The 21,113-nt window shown below is 60.4% G+C and carries 18 protein-coding genes; 11 read left to right on the top strand and 7 right to left on the bottom strand.

The annotated features are described in order from the left end of the window. Positions 1–6 precede the first annotated feature (6 nt). Together AGR7B_RS09765 and AGR7B_RS09760 are read right to left on the bottom strand one after the other, a co-directional pair. Positions 7–489: a DUF2269 family protein gene (locus AGR7B_RS09765; RefSeq protein WP_080856543.1), complete on the bottom strand. Its 483-nt coding sequence runs from the start codon at positions 487–489 to the stop codon at positions 7–9. Continuing rightward, positions 489–1,775: an SDR family oxidoreductase gene (locus tag AGR7B_RS09760; RefSeq protein WP_080857049.1), complete on the bottom strand. Its 1,287-nt coding sequence runs from the start codon at positions 1,773–1,775 to the stop codon at positions 489–491. Before AGR7B_RS09760 ends, AGR7B_RS09765 begins: the two co-directional genes overlap by 1 nt. Before the next feature lie 124 nt (positions 1,776–1,899). On the opposite strand from AGR7B_RS09760, the gene AGR7B_RS09755 reads away from it, so the two are divergent. Next, entirely contained in the window at positions 1,900–3,027 is a 1,128-nt protein-coding gene (locus AGR7B_RS09755; protein WP_059756749.1) for an ATP-dependent DNA helicase, read from the top strand. Between the two features lie 6 nt (positions 3,028–3,033). On the opposite strand, the gene AGR7B_RS09750 is transcribed toward AGR7B_RS09755, so the two are convergent. Further along, on the bottom strand, positions 3,034–3,732 hold the full coding sequence (locus tag AGR7B_RS09750; protein WP_065655854.1) for a MerR family transcriptional regulator: 699 nt from the start codon (positions 3,730–3,732) through the stop codon (positions 3,034–3,036). Between the two features lie 236 nt (positions 3,733–3,968). Between AGR7B_RS09750 and AGR7B_RS09745 the strand changes: the two genes are divergently transcribed. Next, the gene (locus AGR7B_RS09745) at positions 3,969–4,724 is read left to right on the top strand and encodes a pyridoxine 5'-phosphate synthase (protein WP_059756769.1); all 756 of its coding nucleotides are present in this window, start codon (positions 3,969–3,971) and stop codon (positions 4,722–4,724) included. Positions 4,725–4,796: 72 nt separating this feature from the next. Continuing rightward, positions 4,797–6,062 (top strand): NAD(P)/FAD-dependent oxidoreductase, encoded by a 1,266-nt coding sequence (locus AGR7B_RS09740; RefSeq protein ID WP_080856542.1) that lies wholly within the window; start codon positions 4,797–4,799, stop codon positions 6,060–6,062. Between the two features lie 225 nt (positions 6,063–6,287). On the opposite strand, the gene AGR7B_RS09735 is transcribed toward AGR7B_RS09740, so the two are convergent. Continuing rightward, positions 6,288–7,334: an NAD(P)-dependent alcohol dehydrogenase gene (locus AGR7B_RS09735; RefSeq protein ID WP_065655856.1), complete on the bottom strand. Its 1,047-nt coding sequence runs from the start codon at positions 7,332–7,334 to the stop codon at positions 6,288–6,290. A gap of 189 nt (positions 7,335–7,523) precedes the next feature. Here AGR7B_RS09735 and AGR7B_RS09730 point away from each other — a divergent pair, with 189 nt between their 5' ends. From AGR7B_RS09730 to ilvC, 3 genes are all read left to right on the top strand, one after another. Further along, positions 7,524–8,432: an AraC family transcriptional regulator gene (locus tag AGR7B_RS09730; RefSeq protein ID WP_065655857.1), complete on the top strand. Its 909-nt coding sequence runs from the start codon at positions 7,524–7,526 to the stop codon at positions 8,430–8,432. Positions 8,433–8,834: 402 nt separating this feature from the next. After that, positions 8,835–9,488, top strand: a complete 654-nt coding sequence (locus AGR7B_RS09725; protein ID WP_080856541.1) for a TetR/AcrR family transcriptional regulator — start codon at positions 8,835–8,837, stop codon at positions 9,486–9,488. Between the two features lie 49 nt (positions 9,489–9,537). Then, positions 9,538–10,557 (top strand): ketol-acid reductoisomerase, encoded by a 1,020-nt coding sequence (gene ilvC, locus AGR7B_RS09720; protein WP_046798127.1) that lies wholly within the window; start codon positions 9,538–9,540, stop codon positions 10,555–10,557. Positions 10,558–10,627: 70 nt separating this feature from the next. Here the strand turns inward: ilvC and AGR7B_RS09715 are convergent, their stop codons facing one another. Both AGR7B_RS09715 and AGR7B_RS09710 read right to left on the bottom strand, forming a co-directional pair. Continuing rightward, positions 10,628–11,659, bottom strand: coding sequence for an endonuclease/exonuclease/phosphatase family protein (locus tag AGR7B_RS09715; protein ID WP_080856540.1), 1,032 nt, complete (start codon positions 11,657–11,659; stop codon positions 10,628–10,630). 108 nt (positions 11,660–11,767) lie between these two features. After that, positions 11,768–12,220 (bottom strand): RbsD/FucU family protein, encoded by a 453-nt coding sequence (locus AGR7B_RS09710; RefSeq protein ID WP_078051886.1) that lies wholly within the window; start codon positions 12,218–12,220, stop codon positions 11,768–11,770. A gap of 273 nt (positions 12,221–12,493) precedes the next feature. On the opposite strand from AGR7B_RS09710, the gene AGR7B_RS09705 reads away from it, so the two are divergent. The 5 genes from AGR7B_RS09705 to AGR7B_RS09685 all read left to right on the top strand — a co-directional run bounded on the left by AGR7B_RS09705 (position 12,494) and on the right by AGR7B_RS09685 (position 19,134). After that, positions 12,494–13,738, top strand: a complete 1,245-nt coding sequence (locus AGR7B_RS09705; RefSeq protein ID WP_003522401.1) for an aminotransferase-like domain-containing protein — start codon at positions 12,494–12,496, stop codon at positions 13,736–13,738. 338 nt (positions 13,739–14,076) lie between these two features. Next, positions 14,077–15,060: an ABC transporter substrate-binding protein gene (locus AGR7B_RS09700; RefSeq protein WP_065655859.1), complete on the top strand. Its 984-nt coding sequence runs from the start codon at positions 14,077–14,079 to the stop codon at positions 15,058–15,060. 9 nt (positions 15,061–15,069) lie between these two features. Beyond that, complete coding sequence (locus AGR7B_RS09695) at positions 15,070–16,764, top strand: ABC transporter permease (RefSeq protein ID WP_080856539.1); 1,695 nt, start codon at positions 15,070–15,072, stop codon at positions 16,762–16,764. Then, entirely contained in the window at positions 16,752–17,780 is a 1,029-nt protein-coding gene (locus tag AGR7B_RS09690) for an ABC transporter ATP-binding protein (protein ID WP_080856538.1), read from the top strand. Before AGR7B_RS09695 ends, AGR7B_RS09690 begins: the two co-directional genes overlap by 13 nt. Positions 17,781–18,024: 244 nt before the next feature. Further along, positions 18,025–19,134, top strand: a complete 1,110-nt coding sequence (locus tag AGR7B_RS09685; RefSeq protein ID WP_121490413.1) for an endonuclease/exonuclease/phosphatase family protein — start codon at positions 18,025–18,027, stop codon at positions 19,132–19,134. A gap of 30 nt (positions 19,135–19,164) precedes the next feature. On the opposite strand, the gene AGR7B_RS09680 is transcribed toward AGR7B_RS09685, so the two are convergent. Next, positions 19,165–20,904 carry a GGDEF domain-containing protein gene (locus tag AGR7B_RS09680; protein ID WP_078051892.1) on the bottom strand — a complete coding sequence of 580 codons (1,740 nt, stop codon included), beginning with the start codon at positions 20,902–20,904 and terminating at the stop codon, positions 19,165–19,167. Positions 20,905–21,113 lie beyond the last annotated feature (209 nt).

The following is a 21,113-nucleotide window of genomic DNA, read 5'->3' as shown; positions in this document are numbered from 1 at the left end:
GCCGCATCAGCCGAACACGGGAATATCCGGCTTGTTGAGCATGAGCCAGATGATGCCGAGAACCGCGAAAAAGGCGGGAAAACCGCAGGCGAACCAGATGCGGTAAAGCCGGAACCATTGTGCCGGCAGGGCCTGTCCGGTGGCAGCGCAGTCGCGGGCGATATCGCGCAGCCTGATCTGTATCCACACCACCGGCAGCCAGAAAATGCCGGTGAAGACATAAAGGGCGAGCGAAAGCGCGATCCAGCCTTCGGTCAGCGGCCAGCCGATGATGCGCGCGAGAAAATATCCGGTGACAGGCTGGATGATCGCGGCGGTGGCGGTAAAGACCGTGTCGGCGATGACGACAGTGCCTGCGACATGAGCGATCAGCGCCGGGCTGGCCGTCCGCCGTGCCATCACCATGAAAAAGGCAATGCCCGCGCCAGTGCCGAACAGCACCGTCGCGCCGATGACATGGGCAAGCCGCAGCAGTTCCTCAAGCGTCATCAGCGTTCATCCAAGGTGGCGAGGGCAACGAGCGTCAGGGCGATGGAAGGCAGAACCTTGACCAGAGGACCGAGCGGATCGAGCCAAAGGGTCGGTTCGAGCAGGCTGCCGCCGGCCAGATAAGCGGCGCTGACCAGCAACATGGCGACGAGCGCCTTTCTGGCGAGCGGCCGCAGCAGGACGGCGATGCCGAGGCCTATATCGATGAGGCAGGTGGCGAGCGCGAGAATGACAGCCGGCGTGTGCGGCATAAAGGGCAGGAAATGCGCTGCTGCTCCAGTGATATTTAGCAGCGGTATGAGGCCGGACAGCAGCCAGAATAAAGACAGGCAGAGAACGATCAGGGGTTTCAGCAGATATAATCTGGCAAACCACAGGTCCTGCACACCGGAAGGGTGGGCGGCCAGCGTCTGTTCCAGGGTCTTGAGTGAGGCCATCACCGGTCCTCCTTCATTCTCCGTCACGATGCCTTCCGACATGACCGTCATGGCGGTCGAACGCAGCGGCGACCGCCAGCCGAGTTTGCCTGTGGCATCCGCAACAAGGCCGACGGGGCGCATAAAGGCGGCGGGAAGATTTATGACCGGAGCACGGGGCAGGCCCAGCCATTGCCGGTGTCTGGCGACCACGTCCTGCAATGTCAGCGTTTCCTTCGCGGCGAGTTCGAGATCGCTGCCCGCCGGGATTTCGCCGTCGATCGCCGCGCATACCACGGTTGCCACATCCTCCACCGCGACCGTTCGGACGGCGATCTGTCCATTGACGAGGGGCACCACGAAGGGAAAGCCTGCAAGCGCACGCACGAGTGCCGTGCCGCCGTGCGCGTTTCGCCCAACCACCAGCGCGGGGCGCAGAATGACGTGAGGCAGACCGCTTGCGGCGAGTGCCTCATCGGCGCGGCGTTTGGTGGCGAGGAAGGGCAGGCCGGATGCGGCCCCCGCCGTGCGGGCCGATATCTGGATTATCCGTCTGCCGCCCGCCTGCGCCGCTGCTTCATAGAGCGCCAGCATCGCTTTCTCCTGCGTCGCGGCAAGGTCATCCGACAGGCCGTCTTGCAGCGCGCCCGCGCAATTGACAATGGCGTCATTGTCATGGACGAGCGATGACCAGTCTGTCGCGTGCGTCATCCTGGAAAGATCGGCTGAGACCCAGTTGGCGAAAGGCCATTTGTCGCGGGCGTGGGTGACTGAACGCGCCAGCCCCGTCACGGCATGCCCGCGGAGGTGCAGGCTTTTGAGAACCTCCGAACCGATGAAACCTGTTGCACCGAGAATCAATATCTTCATACGAGGGATGATAGCGACCACGGCTTAAAAACCAGCCGTGTTTTATTGCCGCATTCTCACACGGCGATTCATCTTTCGTTCTTTTTCTGTTGCGCACCACGCTCGAATCCTGCGATGAGGGCGCATGTTATTTTCACCGCAACAGGACGAAGCGCTGAAGGCTGTTTCCCGCTGGCTGAAGGAAGGCCGGACGCCGGTTTTCCGGCTGTTCGGTTATGCCGGAACGGGCAAGACGACGCTTGCCAAGCATTTCGCGGAAAATGTCGATGGCGAGGTGCTGTTTGCGGCCTTCACCGGCAAGGCGGCGCAGGTGCTGCGCTCACGCGGGGCGACCAATGCCCGCACCATCCATTCGCTGATCTATCGCCCGCGCGGCGAAGAAACGGTGGAAGACGAGGAAACAGGCAAAACTTCGATTGCGCCGATGTTCTCCATCAACCGCCAGAGCCCGCTCGCCAAGGCGGCGCTCATCATCATCGATGAATGTTCGATGGTGGATGAGCAGCTCGGCAAGGACCTGATGAGCTTCGGCACGCCGATCCTCGTGCTTGGCGATCCCGGCCAGTTGCCGCCGGTTTCGGGCGGCGGCTTCTTTACCGAGCAGGAGCCGGATTATCTGCTGTCGGAAATCCATCGCCAGGCCAAGGACAATCCCATCATCCATCTTGCCATGGATGTGCGGGAGGGCCGGGAGATCATGCGCGGCGATTACGGGACCGCGCAGGTGATTTCCAAATCCGAGGTGACGCAGTCGCTGGTTCTCGATGCCGATCAGGTGCTGGTCGGTACCAACCGCACCCGCCGCCGTTACAATCAGCGGCTTCGCGAGCTGAAGGGTTTTACCGCCGATTACCCGCAATCCGGCGACAAGCTGGTCTGCCTCCGGAACGATCCGGCCAAGGGGCTGCTCAACGGCTCGCTCTGGCAGGTGATGAGTTCATCGCGCGAGACGGTGAAGCCCGGCATCAACCTGATGATCCGGCCCGAAGACGACGATATGGATCGTGGTGCTGCGAAAATCAAATTGTTGAAGGCGGCTTTCGAGGATGTGGAGACGGAAATTCCGTGGTCCACGCGTAAACGTTATGACGAGTTCGATTTCGGCTATGCGCTGACCGTGCACAAGGCGCAGGGTTCGCAGTGGAACAATGTGGTTCTCTTCGACGAGAGCTATGCTTTCCGGGACTCGCGCGAGAGGTGGCTTTACACCGCCATTACCCGTGCGGCGGAGACACTGACAATCGTTCGTTGATCGTGACTATGCACGGATGACGCCGAGCAGAACCGCCTTGGCGACCGCCTGAAAGCGGTTGCTGGCATTGAACTTGCCGATGATCTTCGCCTCGAGAACATTGAGATCGCTGCCGGAAAGACCAAGGGCGCGGGCGAGCCTCACCGGGGCGTAACCCTCCGCCATCAGTTCCAGACATTTTCGTTCTGTGTCGGTTAGGGCGATGTCCTTTGCAGGTGCCCGTTCCGCGCCATCCGTGCCGTCCGCATCCGTGTCGGCGACCAGCAGTTCCTCGATCTGCTGGGCCTGGCGCTGAAGGGTGGAAAGCTCGGCTGTCAATTCCCGCTTCCGCTGCCGCAGCGCGGCGTGGAATATATCGTCCGCCTCGCTCTGCGAGAGCGAACGGACGAATTTTTCCATGATCTCGGTAATGGCGGCGACGGAAATGCCCACTTCGCGGCAGACGTTGATGACGGCCATGCGCTGGACATTGCGGTGGGTATAGACCCGCATCTGGCCGATGCGCTTTGAAGTCAGCAGCGCCTTTTCTTCGTAAAAATGCAGCGTCCGGTGGGTCACCCCGAAGATATTGGCCATGTCGGCGATGGGCACGGGTTCCGCGGGCAGGGAGGAGGGCAGGCTTATATCCGGTAGAAAGCTGCTGATCCTTAGATTGGGTTTGTCCTCGTCGCCGTGACTTTCGAACGGCATACGGCCATCCTGCATTGTCTCCCCCTTCGCGCTCTTTGACAGTGTGCCTGCCTTTTTAAAGGTGTCCGTTGCTTGTTCCCCCAAGACGGACATGTTTTCCGATCAAGACCTCATACCAAACGCTACATCAGAACCGTAACGTGTATTGCCTGTTTTCGTTCCCGCAATAATAAAAAATTCGCCGGCCTTCTTGCGATTGGCCTCAACCTGCGTGAAACAGGATGTCAATTCCGAACCGGAGCCCCGATGCCATGCCCGCAAAACTTTCTGTCAATCTGAACGCAATTGCCATGTTACGCAACCGCCGCGATCTTCCATGGCCGGATGTCGCGCATTTCGGGCATATTGCACTGGCGGCGGGGGCAAGCGGGCTGACTGTACACCCGCGGCCGGATCAGCGCCATATCCGCTTTTCGGACCTGCCCGTCCTGCGCGCGCTGATCGATGACAGTTTTCCCGGCGCGGAATTCAACATCGAAGGTTATCCGACCGAGGATTTCCTCGTTCTTTGCGAAAAGACCCAACCGGAGCAGGTGACGCTGGTGCCTGACGATCCGTCGCAGGCGACCTCCGACCATGGCTGGGATTTCCGCAAGCACGGCGTTTTCCTGAAAGACGTGGTGGGACGCCTGAAGGCCGGCGGCATGCGCGTCTCGCTTTTTGCCGATGGCGATGGGGAGCGCGAGCCGGTGGAACTGGCCGCTGAAACGGGGGCTGCGCGTATCGAACTTTACACCGGCCCCTATGGCGGCTGTTTTGACGATCCGCAAAAGGGTGAGGCGCTTCTCGAAAAGCTCGGGCAGACGGCGGATCATGCCAGAGCGCTCGGGCTTGCCGTCAATGCCGGTCATGACCTCACCGTCGCAAACCTGCCCAAGCTGATGAAACGTATCCCTTATCTGGCCGAGGTTTCCATCGGCCACGGGCTGACGGCGGATGCGCTGGAATATGGCATGGCTGAAACAGTCCGGCGTTTTTGTCACGCCTGCGGTCAGGCTATTTCATAACCAAAGTCAATTTTTTCGCCTATAGTTTGGCTGCGCATGCTCCGTGCGCGAGCTTTTGAAGGCAGAAGACATATGCAAGAACATCATGTTGTCGTCGTGGGTGGAGGCTTCGGCGGTTTGCAACTGGTACATGGGCTGGAGGGGGGCCCTGTCCGCATCACGTTGATCGATCGTCGCAATCACCACCTGTTCCAGCCATTGCTTTATCAGGTTGCGACGACGGCTCTCGCGACATCCGAAATCGCCTGGCCGATCCGCCATCTCTACCGCGACCGCAAGGAGGTCACGACCCTGCTTGCGGAGGTGAATGGCATAGACCGGGCGGCGCGGACCGTGCATTTAAGTTCGGGTCAGGTGATCGGTTTCGATACGCTGGTGCTGGCAACCGGCGCCCGCCACGCCTATTTCGGCCGCGACGAGTGGGAACGTTCCGCCCCCGGTCTCAAGACGCTTGAAGATGCAACGACAATCCGTCGCCGCCTGCTTCTGGCTTTCGAACGGGCCGAACTCGCCACCAGCGAAGAAGAACGGCAGGCGCTGCTGACCTTCGTCATCATCGGCGCAGGCCCGACGGGCGTGGAAATGGCAGGCATGATCGCCGAGCTGGCCCATAAGGCGCTGCCGGCGGAATTCCGCAATGTGGATACGAGAAAGACCCGGGTGCTGCTCGTCGAGGCCGGCCCTCGCGTTCTGCCGGTCTTCACGGAGGATCTTTCGGCCTATGCGAAGGAAGCGCTCGAAAAACTTGGTGTCGAGGTTCTGCTCGGTACGCCGGTGACGGCGTGCAGCGATGAGGGCGTGACGGTGGGCGAGACCTATTACCCCTGCCGCACCGTGGTCTGGGCTGCCGGCGTGCAGGCGTCGCCCGCCGCGAAATGGCTCAACGCCGCCGCCGACCGGGCAGGACGGGCCATCGTCGGACCTCATCTCAATCTGGAAGACGACCCGAATATCTTCGTCATCGGCGATACGGCCGCCGTCAATCAGGAAAACGGCAAGCCGGTGCCGGGTATTGCGCCCGCGGCAAAGCAGCAGGGCGCCTATGTCGCGAAGGTCATCAAGGCGCGGCTGGCCGGCCAGCCGTCACCATCGCCGTTCCGCTACAGCCATCAAGGCAATCTGGCGACCATCGGCAAACGCGCGGCGGTGATCGATTTCGGCAGGTTCAAGCTCAAGGGCGTGCTGGCGTGGTGGATATGGGGACTTGCCCATATCTACTTCCTGATCGGGACGCGGTCGCGGCTTGCCGTGGCGTGGAGCTGGCTGTGGATTTACCTGAGCGGCCAGCACAGCGCGCGGCTGATTACCCAGAAAGAGACGCTGAAGGACGAGGCCTGAGGGCAGGGGGAAGGCAAAGGGCGGGAAGCCTGCGCTTCCCGCCCTCGTGCTTCTGTAGGCGCGCCCAACCTCTCCTCCGTCATGCCGGACTAGATCCGGCATCCAGCCACGGCGCGTCTGCGCCGTGAAAAGAGTCTTTTTCGATCAAAGACTTGATCGCGCTGGACCCCGGATCTAGTCCGGGGTGACGGAGTGGGGATGTGGCGTGTGTGCCCTATCCAACGCTCACGCGTCGAGCGAGGCCATATCGATGACGAAGCGATACCGTACGTCGCTCTTCAGAACGCGCTCATAAGCCTCGTTGACGTCCTTGATGTCGATCTTTTCGATTTCGGACACGATGTCGTGCTTGCCGCAGAAATCCAGCATCTCCTGGGTTTCCTTGATAGAGCCGATCATAGAGCCAGCCAGAGAACGGCGGCCGGGGATGACCGAGAAGGCGTGCACGGGGATCGCATGTTCAGGCACACCGAGAAGCACCATGGTGCCGTTGACCTTCAGCAGGCCGAGATAGGCATTCCAGTCGATTTCCGCCGAAACGGTGCAGAGGATCAGGTCGAAGGTGCCGGCGAGCTTTTCGAAGGTCGAGGCATCGCTGGTGGCATAATATTCCTTCGCGCCAAGCTTAAGGCCGTCTTCCTTCTTGGAGAGTGTCTGCGAAAGCACGGTGATATCCGCGCCCATGGCTGAACCGATCTTCACGCCCATATGGCCAAGACCGCCCATGCCGACGATAGCCACCTTCTTGCCCGGGCCGGCATTCCAGTGCTGAAGCGGCGAATAAAGCGTGATACCAGCGCAGAGCAGGGGAGCGGAGGCATCGAGCGGCAGGTTTTCCGGAATGGAGAGGACGTAATCTTCCCGCACGACGATATGGTCGGAATATCCGCCCTGCGTGGCGGTCTTGCCGTCGCGTTCGACGGAGTTGTAGGTCTGCACGAGACCCGGCATGTACTGTTCATTGTCGAGATCGCGGGTGGCGCAGCCGACGCAGGAATCGACAAAGCAGCCGACGCCGACATGGTCTCCGACCTTGAACTTCGTGACCTTGGAACCGACGGCTTTCACGACGCCGGCGATCTCATGGCCCGGAACGATCGGGTAGACGGCGTTCTTCCATTCGTTGCGGACGGTATGAATGTCGGAATGGCAGATACCGGCATATTTGATATCGATGACGACGTCGTCATCGTTCGGCTCGCGGCGTTCGAAGGTGAACGGGGTAAGCGGCTTCGACGCATCTGTCGCAGCGTAACCTCTAGCAATAGCCATCTGAATATCCTTTCGGGAGTTGGGGACGACGGAATATGCGATGGAAGCGCGGGACGGCGTTAGAGCGATCCTCCGAGCTTTTTGCACGATCCTGCAAAAATATGGTGGCGCACTCTTTGCGCGGGCCGCGCGGCTTTCTAGATAAAAGGCATCCGACGCATCTCTTCCTTCAGTTACGGGATTTCCCCTATGTCCTTGCCGTTCAATGTCTATCAGGAGATCGCCTCCATTGCCGCGCGGCATGCTACCCAGGACGGCGAGGTGCAGACGGCAATCGACTCCCTCGGCATCAGCCGGCGCACGACACCGAGCGCCCCATGCCACGGCAGCTATCGCCCCTGTCTCGCGATGGTTATCCAGGGCGCGAAATGCGTGCAACTGGGGACGGACACCATCAATTATGGGGCGGGGGATTATCTCCTGACCTCGCTTGATCTGCCGGTTGCATGGCGGGTGGTGGAGGCGAGCAGGGAGGTGCCGCATTTCTGCATCTCGCTTGCTATCGACAGCGAGAAGCTGCTCGATCTCATGCGGCGCGTGCCCATCGATCCGCCCGCGGAGCCGGCGAATGCGCAGCGCGGCATCGTCGTCAATACCGCCACGCCGGAACTTCTTGATGCGGCTATCCGCCTGTTGCGCCTGCTCGACCGTCCGGCAGACATTGCCGCCATGGCGCCCCTGATCGAGCAGGAAATCCTCTATCGCATTCTGACAGGACCGGCGGGCGGGCAGCTTATGAACATCATCGCGGCCGGCAGCCACGGCAACCGCATCGCCCGCGCCATCGCCTGGCTGCGCGAGAATTTCGCACGCCAGCTGCGTATCGAGGATCTGGCCGATCATATCGGCATGAGCGTCTCGTCCTTCCACCATCATTTCAAGACGATCACGGCCATGACGCCGGTTCAGTACCAGAAGCAGCTGCGGTTGCATGAGGCGCGGCGGCTGATGCTGCTGGAGCGGCTGGATGCAGGCACCGCCGGCCACCGTGTCGGCTATCAGAGCCCGTCGCAGTTCAGTCGTGAATATAGCCGTTTCTACGGATTGTCGCCGTCGCGGGATATCGATGCCTCGCGGGAGATCAGCGCGGCTGGGTAGATTGGTTCTTTGGGAAGGTTTTCCATTGCCTACGGAGCGCGGCGTTACCCCCCTCTGCCCTGCCGGGCATCTCCCCCTCAAGGGGGGAGATCGGCAAGGGGCTCTTTTGTCGCTTCATTCTCAAGCTTTGAGATGGGCGAGACCTTGCCACAGATCGATCTCCCCTTTGAGGGGGAGATGCCCGGCAGGGCAGAGGGGGGGTAAAGCTCCACGCGCCGTCTATCTGCTAGCCAACGCATAACCCCCTGAAGTTCCCCGCAAGCTCCCTTTCACACTCCGCCGCACCGCGTCAAATCTCATCCTCCCCTGAAGAATCCGCTTGACCCCAACGCAGCCTCCGCTTAAATGGCGCTCGAACCGTACCGTACGGTACATTAATTGAGCCCCTGGAGTGGAAAAGACTTGGCTTCCGACCCGATCACAGCGCAGGAGTTTTCGCCGCGCCAGAACGCCGTTCTGGACCAGGCATTGCGTCTATTGGTCGAGGGCGGCGAGAAAGCGCTGACCACATCGGGGCTGGCGCGTGCCGCCAACTGTTCCAAGGAAAGCCTGTACAAGTGGTTCGGCGACCGGGACGGCCTGCTGGCGGCGATGATCACCTTTCAGCAGAGCAAGGTCCGCACCTTCGAAAAGGCAGGTGACCGCGTCTCCGCACCGCAGCTTGCCGATCACCTCGAGGTTTTCGCGCATGATCTGCTGGATGTGCTGGCGGGCGATGTGTCGCTGGCGCTCAACCGTCTGGCGATAGGGCAGGCGAGCCGCGACGGCTCGAAGCTCGGCGATCTGCTGCTGGAACGCGGCCGTCGCCAGATCGACCGCCGCGCCCGTGGGCTGATCGAGGCAGGTCGCCGTTCCGGCTATCTGCGTTTCGATGATGCCGAGGAGGCATATCGCAGTTTTTACGGCCTCATCGTTTCGGATCTGCATGTGCGCATGCTGCTGGGCGAGACGCCGGACAAGGATTTTTCCGCCCGGGCGAAGAAGGCGGTCGTCGCCTTTCTGACCCTCTACGGCACGGAAAAGGTACATTCGGAACTCAGCGGCAAACCCGCCTGAGATTCCGGTTCAGACAACTGAGAGACAAGCATTAGGGAAGGACCATAAAATGCGCGTTTATTATGATCGTGATGCCGATCTCAATCTCATCAAGTCCAAGAATGTCGTCATCGTCGGTTACGGCTCCCAGGGCCGCGCCCATGCGCTGAACCTCAAGGATTCCGGCGCCAAGAACGTCGTCATCGCCCTGAAGGCCGGTTCGCCGACCGTCAAGAAGGCCGAAGCCGACGGCTTCAAGGTCATGACCGTTGCCGAAGCCGCCAAGTGGGGCGACCTCCTGATGATGGCGACGCCGGACGAACTGCAGGCCGACATCTACAAGGCCGACATCGCCGGCAACATCCGTGATGGCGCAGCAATCGCTTTCGCACACGGCCTCAACGTTCACTTCGGCCTCATCGAGCCGAAGGCATCGCTCGACGTCGTCATGATCGCACCGAAGGGCCCCGGCCACACGGTTCGCGGCGAATACCAGAAGGGCGGCGGCGTTCCATGCCTCGTTGCCGTTCACCAGAACGCTTCCGGCAACGCGCTTGAACTCGCTCTCTCCTACGCCTGCGGCGTTGGCGGCGGCCGTTCGGGCATCATCGAAACCAACTTCAAGGAAGAGTGCGAAACCGACCTCTTCGGCGAGCAGGTCGTTCTGTGCGGCGGTCTCGTCGAACTGATCCGCGCCGGTTTCGAAACCCTGGTCGAAGCCGGTTACGCACCGGAAATGGCCTATTTCGAGTGCCTGCACGAAGTGAAACTGATCGTCGACCTGATCTATGAAGGCGGCATCGCCAACATGAACTACTCGATCTCCAACACGGCAGAGTGGGGCGAATACGTCACCGGCCCGCGCATCATCACCGCCGACACCAAGGCTGAAATGAAGCGCGTTCTGCACGACATCCAGACCGGCAAGTTCACCTCCGAGTGGATGCAGGAATGGAAGGCCGGCGGCGCCCGCTTCAAGGGCATTCGTCGCAACAACGACGCCCACCAGATCGAAGAAGTCGGCGCCAAGCTGCGCGGCATGATGCCCTGGATCGGCAAGAACAAGCTGGTCGACAAGGCCGTCAACTAAGCTTCATTGCTTGTTGGGAAAATATGGAGGCCGGAGCGAAAGCTCCGGCCTTTTTGTTTTCGATGTGCTATCAAACGATGGTGTCGTCTTCCTCGACAACCACGGAAACGGGGAAGTGATCGGAAAAGCCGCCGAGATTGACGTTTTTGACCGCATCGCCCTTCGACAGGCCGAAGCGGATCGGCCCCTCATTCTTGCTGTGGCTGACCATGGCGGCAATGGCTTCGATTTTTGCTGTCTCCTCGCGCGCCTTGAAGCCGCTGCTGCCGGTCAGAAGTGATCGGGAAACGAGGATCTGATCGAAGATATTGGCATCGCCGTTGAAATAGAGCGTGCCGTAGATCGTTCTTGCCGTGCCGACGGAATCGACCACCGGCTGGCGCAGGTAGTTCCAGGTGAGATTGTAGAACATGGCCGATTGCGAGTTTTCGACATCGTCCCGCTCGCGGGTGGAATTGGCGTGGTAGCGCAGCGAGGCATCGGAAGGATCGTCATTGAAGTCGCCGAAGGCGATGACAGCGATGTCGTTTCCTTTTTCTTCCCTGATGCGCTGATGCCAATAGCCTAGCGTCTCACCGGCCGTCATGCGAAAACCGGCGCTTTCCACCGCGCCGCCCGAGCGCGACGGCCAGTGATTGGAGAGCGCGATAAGCTGGCGGCCGCCCTTGGTGATGAAGGTGCATTGGGTAATGTCGCGCGTGCCTGTGCGGCGCATCACGAAATGGCTGAAAATCTCGTTCTCGTTGATCAGCAGCTTTTTGCTGTCATAGATGAAGGCGGTATCGATACCGCGCTGGTCCTTGCTGGAATCGGCATGCACGACCCGGTAGGAGCGCGCGGGCATGAGGTCGTTCAGATGTTCCGCCAGCGTCTCCAGAACGAAACGGTTCTCGACTTCGCAGACACCGAGCAGATCCGGTCCCGCGCCGCCGATCTGGCTTATGATCAGACCGAGCTGTTTGACCTTGGTTTTGAACAGGTTCTCGGTCCAGCCTTTCAGGTCGTTCTTCAGCCGCTCGGCAATCCACGGCTCGCGCGCCGGATAACCCTCCGGCGCAAACAGGTTTTCGACATTCCAGAACGCCAGGACATATTGGGTCATGATCCGCACACCTCCGGTTGGTTTTTCAAGCCTAGTGGAAGTTTTTGCCATAACAACTTGAAATTGTCATGAAGGTGGGCGGCCGGCACAATTTTCCCGTTCTTGGCCTTACGTCGTCGGCGGAATGACACCCTTCGTCAGAAGGAAGCAGCCATAAAACCGGGTTTCGCCCGTGGTGATGACGCAATAGGCTTTTTTTGCCTGCTCGTAGAAGGCGAAGCGCTCGATGCCATACATGGGAGCGGATTTTTCCTCCGCCGCGTCGATTTCCTTCTGCACTTCCACCTGTACCGGCTCCAGTTGATCCGGGGCGCCCATCACTTCCATGCGGCCGACGGAAGGCTGCAGCGGCGTGTCGAGCGGCAGGACGGAGAGGATCGCCTTCATGGCGCGGGCTGCTGAGACGTTGTCGATATGCAGTACCTTGCCGACGGTCGTGTGGCGGGCAACCGAATCGGAGGGGAAGTTGGTGTCGGAGATCACCAGCGTATCGCCGTGACCCATGGCGCGCAGCGCGTGCAGGACATCGGCATTCAGCGCCGGGTCGATATTTTTCAGCATGTCGTCAAACTCCCATGATGCTTTCGCCGTGTTGCGGCGCGCGCGCAATCCAGCCGGAAAACCATGCCGCGTCAATCGCAAAGGTGTGATTGTGAAGCTTTGCGCAAGGGTGTATTTGGCTTTGTCCGTAAAATCGGGTCTCAAGGCAGGTCGGTAGCGGACAATGTGCAGGGAGGCAGAAATAATTCGAAAAACTGATAAGTCAGTATTGCTGACGTATCGACATTTCTGTAAAGATGCACGCATAAAAACGACACAAGAGGAAACGTACCCATGCTCAATTGGGAACAAATTTTCGCCACGCGCTCTTCGCGCATGAAAGCGTCCGAAATCCGCGAGTTGCTGAAGCTGCTCGAGCAGCCCGATATCATCTCCTTTGCCGGCGGTATTCCGGACCCGGCTCTTTTCCCCGCAGAGGAGTTCCAGCAGGCTTATGCGGAAATTTTTTCGGGTTCGCAGGTAAACTCGGCGCTGCAATATTCGGTGAGCGAAGGTTACAAGCCGCTGCGCGAATGGCTGGCGGGCGAAATGGCCGAAATCGGCATCGACTGCACCGCCGATAACGTCTTTATCGTTTCCGGTTCGCAGCAGGGTCTCGATTATCTCGGCAAGCTGTTCCTGTCGCCGAAGGATACGGCGCTGGTCACCTGGCCGACCTATCTCGGCGCGCTTTCCGCCTTCAACGCCTATGAGCCGAACTACGACCAGCTGAACCCCGGCGGCAACCGCACGCCCGAGGCTTACCGCGAAACCGCCGCCAAGCTCGGCGGCGCGGTGAAGTTCGCTTATCTCTCGGCCGATTTCTCCAACCCGACTGGTGAAACCGTCGATCTGGCCGGCCGCGAAAAGGTTCTGGCGCTGGCCGATGAGCTGGATATCGCCGTCATCGAAGACGCCGCTTACCAGTCGCTGCGTTACGATGGCGAGGCTGTTCCGCCGATCATGGCGCTCGACATCGCCCGCTCGGGCGGCATCGAGAACACCCGCACCATCTATTGCGGCAGCTTTTCGAAGACGCTCGCACCGGGCCTTCGCGTCGGTTACATCGTCGCTTCCGCACCGGTTATCCGCAAGCTGGTGCTGATGAAGCAGGCCGCCGACCTGCATTCCTCCACCATCAACCAGATCGCCATCGAACGTGTCGCCTCGCGCGGCTTCGACAAACAGGTTGCCAAGATCAAGGCAGCCTATAGCGCCCGCCGCGATGCGATGCTGGCCGCGCTCGACAAATATATGCCGAAGGGCACGCGCTGGACGAAGCCGGAAGGTGGCATGTTCATCTGGGTGACGTTGCCGGAAGGCATGGACGGTGCGGCGTTGCTGGCGAAATCCATCGCCACGGAAAAGGTCGCTTTCGTTCCCGGCCGCGCTTTCTTCGCGGATGGCTCCGGCACGAATACGCTGCGCATCAGCTTCTCCTGCGCCAATGAGGCGATGATCGAGGAAGGCATGAAGCGGCTTGGCCGGTTGATCGCGACGGCGCAGGCGGAAACGGGTGAGGCGCTGCCGGCGATTTGAGGGCGGCGGTTCTCGGCAGCGACGGAGGTTGTGGCTTCACCCCCCTCTGTCCTGCCGGACATCTCCCCCCTCAAGGGGGGAGATCGACTCGCGGTTAAGGTATCGCCTATCGCAAAAGTTGAAATGAAGTGCTGTCAGCGCTTCTTGCCGATCTCCCCCCTTGAGGGGGAGATGCCCGGCAGGGCAGAGGGGGGTAGCCCCAGCCTCTAAGAGAACTTGCGTTATTCCGCCCCGTTGCTCTCAACGTTGGAGCGATCACACCCCAAAAATCCTGCCTGTCACATACATGTTATGCAATCATGTTTTAGCGGTCCCACCAAACAACAGGGACTGGACCCATGAAAACGCTGCTCTCCGCTTTCACCGCCATCGTGTCGCTCGGCTTCATCGCCACCGCCGCCAATGCTGCCGATCTGGTGCTTTACACCAGCCAGCCCAACGAGGACGCGCAGGCGACCGTTGATGGTTTCAAGGCCGCCAATCCCGGTCTCGAGGTGGAATGGGTGCGTGACGGAACGCCGAAGATCATGGCCAAGCTGATGGCCGAGATCAATGCCGGCAATCCGGTTGCCGACGTGCTGCTGATCGCCGACACCGTGACGCTGGAGCGCATGAAGCAGGCTGGCCAGCTTCTCGCCCACAAGTCCGCGGAAGCCAAGAACATCGATGCCTCGCTCTACGATGCGGACGGCTTCTATTACTCCACCAAGCTCATCACCACCGGCATCATGTATAACACTGCCGCCGCAATGAAGCCGACGAGCTGGAAGGATCTGGCCAAAGCGGAAGCCAAGGGTCTGGTCACCATGCCAAGCCCACTGACATCGGGTGCGGCGCTGATCCATGCTCAGACGCTTGCCGCCGCAAACGGCCTCGGCTGGGATTATTACAAGCAGCTGAAGACCAATGAAGCCATTGCCGGCGGCGGCAACGGTGCGGTTCTGAAGTCTGTCGCGTCGGGCGAAAAGGCCTATGGCGTGGTTGTCGATTACATGCCGATCCGCGAAAAGGCCAAGGGCGCGCCGGTTGAGTTCGTTTTCCCGGAAGAGGGCGTTTCGGCCGTCACCGAGCCGGTTGCGATCATCAAGGGCACGAAGCACGAGGAGGCGGCGAAGAAGTTCGTCGATTACGTGCTGTCGGAAAAGGGCCAGCAGGGCTTCGTCAAGCTCGGTTACATCCCGGTTCGTGCCGATGCCGGCATGCCCGAAGGTTTCCCGGCCCGCGACAAGATCAAGGTTCTGCCGCTCAACGCTGCCGATGCGCTGAAGAACTCCGAGCAGGACCTGAAGACTTTCTCCGATATTTTCGGCTCCAAGGGCTGATATAGCGGAATGACCCGTTCCAATGCCTATGGAAGCAGCCAGCCGCGCTGGCTGTTTCCTTTTGTGGTCAGCGTTGTTTTTGCGCTCAGCGCCCTGCCGCTCGGGCGGCTCGCCTATACCGGCGTCATCTCGTCACTTAATGGTGACATATGGCGGCTTCTCGCCGATCCTGCCCTTTGGGATTCGGCGCTGAACACGCTCTCCACCTCGTTTTTCGGCATGCTGATTTCGCTTTTGATCGGCGGCGCTTTCGCACTTGCGCTGACGCTTTGCGACATTCGCGGCAAGTCGATCCTGAGCTTCCTGTTCATGCTGCCGATGATGATACCGCCGCAGGTGACGGCGCTGTCGTGGATCGGCATGACTGGTCCTTCGAGCACGCTGTTGAAGGCTATTGGCCTTGCGCCGCCGATGGGATCGCCGCAGCCGCTTTATTCGATAGCGGGTATCGCGCTGCTGCTCGGTGTGCAGCACGCGCCGCTCGTCTATCTGTCGCTGCGGGCCGGTCTGCTCGCTTTGCCGCAGGACGGCATCGAGGCTGCGAAGCTCTCCGGCGCTTCGCCGCGCCGGGTGCTGTTCGATATCATCCTGCCGCTGTCGACGCCGGGATTGATCGCCGGGGCGGCAATTTCCTTCGTCTCCAGTGTGGGCAATTTCGGCATTCCGGCGATCCTCGGCATCCCCGCCTCGATCTTTACCCTGCCGACGCTGATCTACAGCCGTTTTGCCAGTTTCGGCACCAGCACATTCGGCGATATTGCCATCCTCTCCACCATGATCGCAATCATCTCCGTCGCCGGGCTTGCGCTTCAGGAACGGGCGATGAAGGGCAGGGACTATCGCATCATCGGTCTTTCCGGCAAGGCGGCGACATTCCGGCTTGGGCTGTGGCGGGTGCCGGCGGAGCTTGCCCTGTGGCTCGTGCTGTTCTTCATGCTGGTGGCGCCGCTGACGGCACTGGTGGCAAGCTCGCTTGCGCCTGCCTATGGCGTGCCGCTCAGCCTCAAGACAGCGACGCTGCATGCCTATGAGGAATTGCTTTACCGCCAGAGCGTGACGCGTACCGCCTTCCGCAACTCGTTGTTTCTGGCGACCGCCACCTCGCTTTGCTTGCTGGCGGTGACGGTGCTGACGGCCTATTTTCTGGTGCGCGGCAAGAGCCGTTTCATGTTCCTGCTTTCGGCGCTGGTGGATATTCCCTATGCGTTGCCGGGGGTGGTGATTTCCGTCTCCTTCGTGCTGCTTTTCGCGGCCCCCATCCCGCTTGTCGGCATCACGCTTTACGGCACGATCTGGATCATTCTGCTCGCCTATTTCTCCTCCTTCTTCGCCGTCAGCCTGAAACCCATGGTCAGCGCCTTCCTGCAATTCGATCCGTCGCTGGAAGAGGCAGCAAGGCTCTCCGGCGCCGGTTTCTGGCGGCGGCTGAAGGATATCATCCTGCCGCTGGTCGGGCCTGCGGCGGGGGCATCGGTCATCCTCGTTTTCCTGATCGCCTGCAACGAGCTGACAGTCTCGGCGCTGCTGTGGTCGGCCGGCACCCAGACGCTCGGCGTGCTCATCTACAACCTCGATGACAGCGGCAGCTTCGATCTTGCCTCGGCACTTTCGGTGCTTGTCGTCATCATGGTGATTTTCCTCATGGCTCTGCTGGAAATTCTGGGGCGCCATCTGCCGAAAGGAGTGGTCCCTTGGCGAAACTGATCCTCAACCGCCTGTCGAAGAGTTTTGGTGCCGGTTCGAAACCAGCCGTGGACGATGTGTCGCTGACGGTGCGTGACGGCGGTTTTCTCGCTCTTCTCGGGCCTTCCGGCTGCGGCAAAACGACGGTGCTTCGCATGATCGCCGGTTTCGAACAGCCGACCGACGGTTCCATCCTGCTCGGCGAGCGGGTGCTGGCCGATGCCGGCAGCATGGTGCCGCCGGAGCGGCGCAACATGGCGATGGTGTTCCAGTCCTATGCGCTGTGGCCGCATATGTCGGTTGCCGACAATGCCGGTTATCCCTTGAAGGTGCGCGGTATTTCAGGTGAGAAATATCGCGACAAGGTGCGTCAGGCGCTTGCCGCCGTCCGCCTCGAGAGCTTCGCCGATCGCCGTCCCGCCGAATTGTCCGGTGGCCAGCGGCAGCGCGTGGCGCTCGCGCGCTGCCTCGTTACCGAGCCTGACGTGGTGCTGCTCGATGAGCCGCTCGCCAATCTCGACCGGCATCTCAGGCAGGAGATGGAGGAGACATTCCGCGAGTTCCACATCCGCTCCGGTGCGACGATGATCTATGTCACCCACGATCAGGCGGAAGCCATGGCGCTGGCAACCGATGTCGCCGTGATGTCGCAGGGCAGGCTGTTGCAGGTCGCGCCACCGGCGGAGCTTTATGCGCGGCCCGAAGGCAGGCTGGTCGGCTCGCTGGTGGGGCAGGGGGCGATCGTGACCTTGCCGGCGCCCGAAGGGACTTCGCGCGATCTCGACTGGTCGTTGCTTAGGGCAGCGATGGAGAGCGGCGGGCAATCGCCGCACGCGGATATTCTTGTGCGGCCACAGGATGTGGTGCGGGATGCAGAGGGCATCGCCTGCACCGTCACCTCGGTTCTCTACGAGGGCGAGCGTTATGCCCTGCGTCTCCACCTGCCGGATGGGCAGGCGCTCAGAGCCTATTCGCGCGAAGCGGTTGCAGTCGGAGACCGTCTGCCGGTGGCCATTCGCGCGGCGTGGCGGCTCTAACATGCAAGGACAGTGTATCGGTATTCGGGGCTGATAGGCGTTCCGTCCCTCATCCCTGTGCTTGTCACAGGTATCCAGCCGACGCGCGTCTGCGCGGCGAAAAGAGTCCTTTCAGCCCAAGGACATGGGGTGACTGGCTTCCTGTGCCATGCACAGGAACAAGGGCGGGTGAAGGACGTTGCCCTGGCTACTGGCGAGGCGGAGCGACACCGGCTAAGCTTCCCTGTAGCAATAGGATTGATTCATGTCGCTTCGGCTTGCCACCTTCAATATCGAAAATCTCCTCACCCGTTTCGATTTCACCGGCTTTCGCAACCAGACGCGGCGCGACAGGGCGATCCAGCTTTTCGATATTCGCGACGAGGCGACCTATCAGGCGCTGGAAAGCGCGCGGATGGTCTCTTCCACCGACGACACGCGCCAGCTTTCGGCACTCGCCATCGCCGATGCGGATGCCGATATTCTCTGCCTGCAGGAAGTGGACAACATGGCCGCGCTGCAGGCCTTCGAATATGGCTATCTCTATCGCATGGTCGGCAATGGCTACCTGCAGAAATATCTGGTCGAGGGCAATGACAGCCGCGGCATCGATGTCGCCGTCGTCATGCGCGAGGAGACGCGGGACGGCGACAGGATCGAGGTGGTCGACATCAAGAGCCATGCGGCGCTGACCTATCGCAATCTCGATCTCTTCAATCCCGCGCTTGCCGCCACAAACCAGATCGACGACAAGATTTTCAAACGGGATTGCCTGGAAATCGATCTGAGAATCGGCGGCAAGCCGCTGACGCTTTACGTCACGCATTTCAAATCCATGACCAATGCCCGCGATGCCGTCGACGCCCGCATCGCCACCATGCCGATCCGCGAGGCGGAGGCAATGGCCGTGCGCCGTATCATCGAAAATCGCTGGGGCGTGGGCAATACGCGCCACAAGAATTTCGCGATCTGCGGCGATCTGAACGATTATCAGGAGCGTGTCGCGATTTCCGGCGACAGGCGCAGCGGCTACAGCTTCACGCCGGTCGAGGAGGAGCGCAGCGCGCTCGATATCCTCTCGGCCGATGGTTTCGTGGTCAATCCGATGATGCGCCGTGATGTCATGGATCGCTGGACGCTCTACCATTCACGCGGGCCGCAGGAGCAGCATCTGTGCCAGCTCGACTATATCTGGCTGTCCCCGCGTCTGGCGGAGATGAACGCCACGCATGTTCCCGAAATCATTCGCAATGGGCAACCTTTCCGGACGATATTCCCGCCGGGACAGGAGGTCGAACGTTATCCCCGCACCGGCTGGGATCGTCCGAAGGCTTCCGATCATTGCCCCGTGGTCATGACGCTGGATTTGATCTAGTCGAAGCAAAACCCGCCGCCGGCGATGTTCTTAGCCGTTCGCGACCTTTGGGAAATAGGTTGCCCAGACCCGGTTGCGGCCCGCACGCTTGGCTTCGTAAAGCCGGTCGTCGGCGATGGCGATCAACTCATCCCAGCTATTGATCGCACGCGCTTCCTGCCAGACCACGCCGAAACTTGCCGTCAGCGACAGGCCGCTTTGCTCATCGATGGTCTGGGCTTCGATCAGGCGGCGAAGGCGGTCGGCCGTGGCCGTCGCCGTGGCATGGCTGACATCCTGCAGCACGACGACGAATTCCTCACCGCCATATCGGGCGAGAATGTCGTGCTTGCGCAATGCGCTACGCAACAGGCCCGCGGTCTTCTGAAGCGCGATGTCACCCATGGCATGGCCGTAACGGTCGTTGATCGATTTGAAATGGTCGATATCGACAATCATCACGCCGAGCGACTGACATTGCTCCTCGCCCGTCAATATGGAGCGAACCGCCTTTTCGAGTGCGCGGCGGTTGAAGACGCCCGTCAGCGCATCGGTTTCGGAAAGGGTGCGCAGCTGCTCGGCCAGCGCACGCTGCTGGTTTTCCATTTCGCCCTTCTGGCGAAGCTGTTCGCGCAGGAAATCCAGTTCCTCGAACATCTTCTTCACTTCCGGCGCAACCCTGTCCTCATGATTGCCTTCGGAAAGATCACCGCCGGCGATGGCGGCGATCTGCGTCTGGACGGATTGCATGGGACGGAACAGCGCGGTTTTGTAAACCGATGTCAGCCGCAACAGCACCAGCACAGCGATGCCGGCGAGAAAGAGCGAGGTGCCGCCATAGATCAGGGCCTCCTGCTTTTTCTTTTCGATCCGCGCACGCGTTTCGGACAGAATAAGGTCGCGCAGGGTGTCGGACGACCGCATGCCGGCAATATAGTTTCTGGAGAATTCAAGCGCGCTTGGCTGGGCGGATGGCACCGCCATCACGATCGTGTTCTGCGCGTAACGTAAAGCCTGACCGAAATATTGGGTTTCAAGATCGCGCAATGCGCCGTCCAGTCGCGGCGTCGAGAGATAGGCGGCGGTATAATTGGTCAGCGATGCTTTCAGCGACAGCAGGCTCTGCATCTCGGTATCGAACTTGGCGCGATAACCGAGCTTTTCCTGCCTGTTCGCCTTGAGACTCATGATGACATAGGAACCGAGGCGGCCGATGCGGTCGCGCATCACGCCCGCCGTACCCGTCATGGCGATGTCGATCGCCACGTCGGGCGTCACCTTGATGATGGCGCGTGCGGCCCTGCCGCGCAGCAGATTGACGCTGTCCGCCGCCTTGAACATCGATGCAATCGCATTGGACATCGCGCCGTGGTTACGCGCGTCAGGGGGGAGCGCGGCAACCTGATCCACCAGCTCTCGCGATTGCTCGAGCTTCTGGCGGGTATCAGCAAGCGACTTCGCCAGTTCAGGCTGTGTTCTGATATCGTTGGCGAAGGATTTTTCCAGCTCCGACAGCTTGTCGTCCGTTGCCTTGCGCGCGGCGGCAAGCCCTTCGGTCAGCCTTGCATCCGGCACGGATGCACCCATCAGATTATTGGCGGGGCCTCGCTCGGCCGACACCAGCCATGCGGACTGGAGAGCGGTTTCAAAGCGGCTGAGCTGCGCGGCATTGGTGCGATAGCGCAGATAATTATAGACGCTGGGCAGCGCGGCAAGGGTTGCCAGCAGGATGGAGCTTACGGCGATGATGATCGTGCCCGTCAGCTGGATTTTCTGTATGCTCGCGCGCATATGATGCGTTGTTCTCACTGGAATGGTTATGTTTCATCGCCATTCTAGTGGTGCTGCGTAAATACTTCGCTTATTTTCCGGGCCTTCTGCTACAATTGCGATCATGAAGACAGCCCGGCCGGCGACGGTGTGGAAAAGCGGTCTGTCGATGCCACGGCGTTAGTTTTTACTTTACACCAAGTCAGAATCTGATAGTTGGCAAGGCACTG

It is taken from the genome of Agrobacterium deltaense RV3 (assembly GCF_900013505.1).
Taxonomy (GTDB): domain Bacteria; phylum Pseudomonadota; class Alphaproteobacteria; order Rhizobiales; family Rhizobiaceae; genus Agrobacterium; species Agrobacterium leguminum.
Note: the sequence above shows the minus strand (reverse complement) of the source record. Positions and strands in the feature narration are given on the sequence as shown.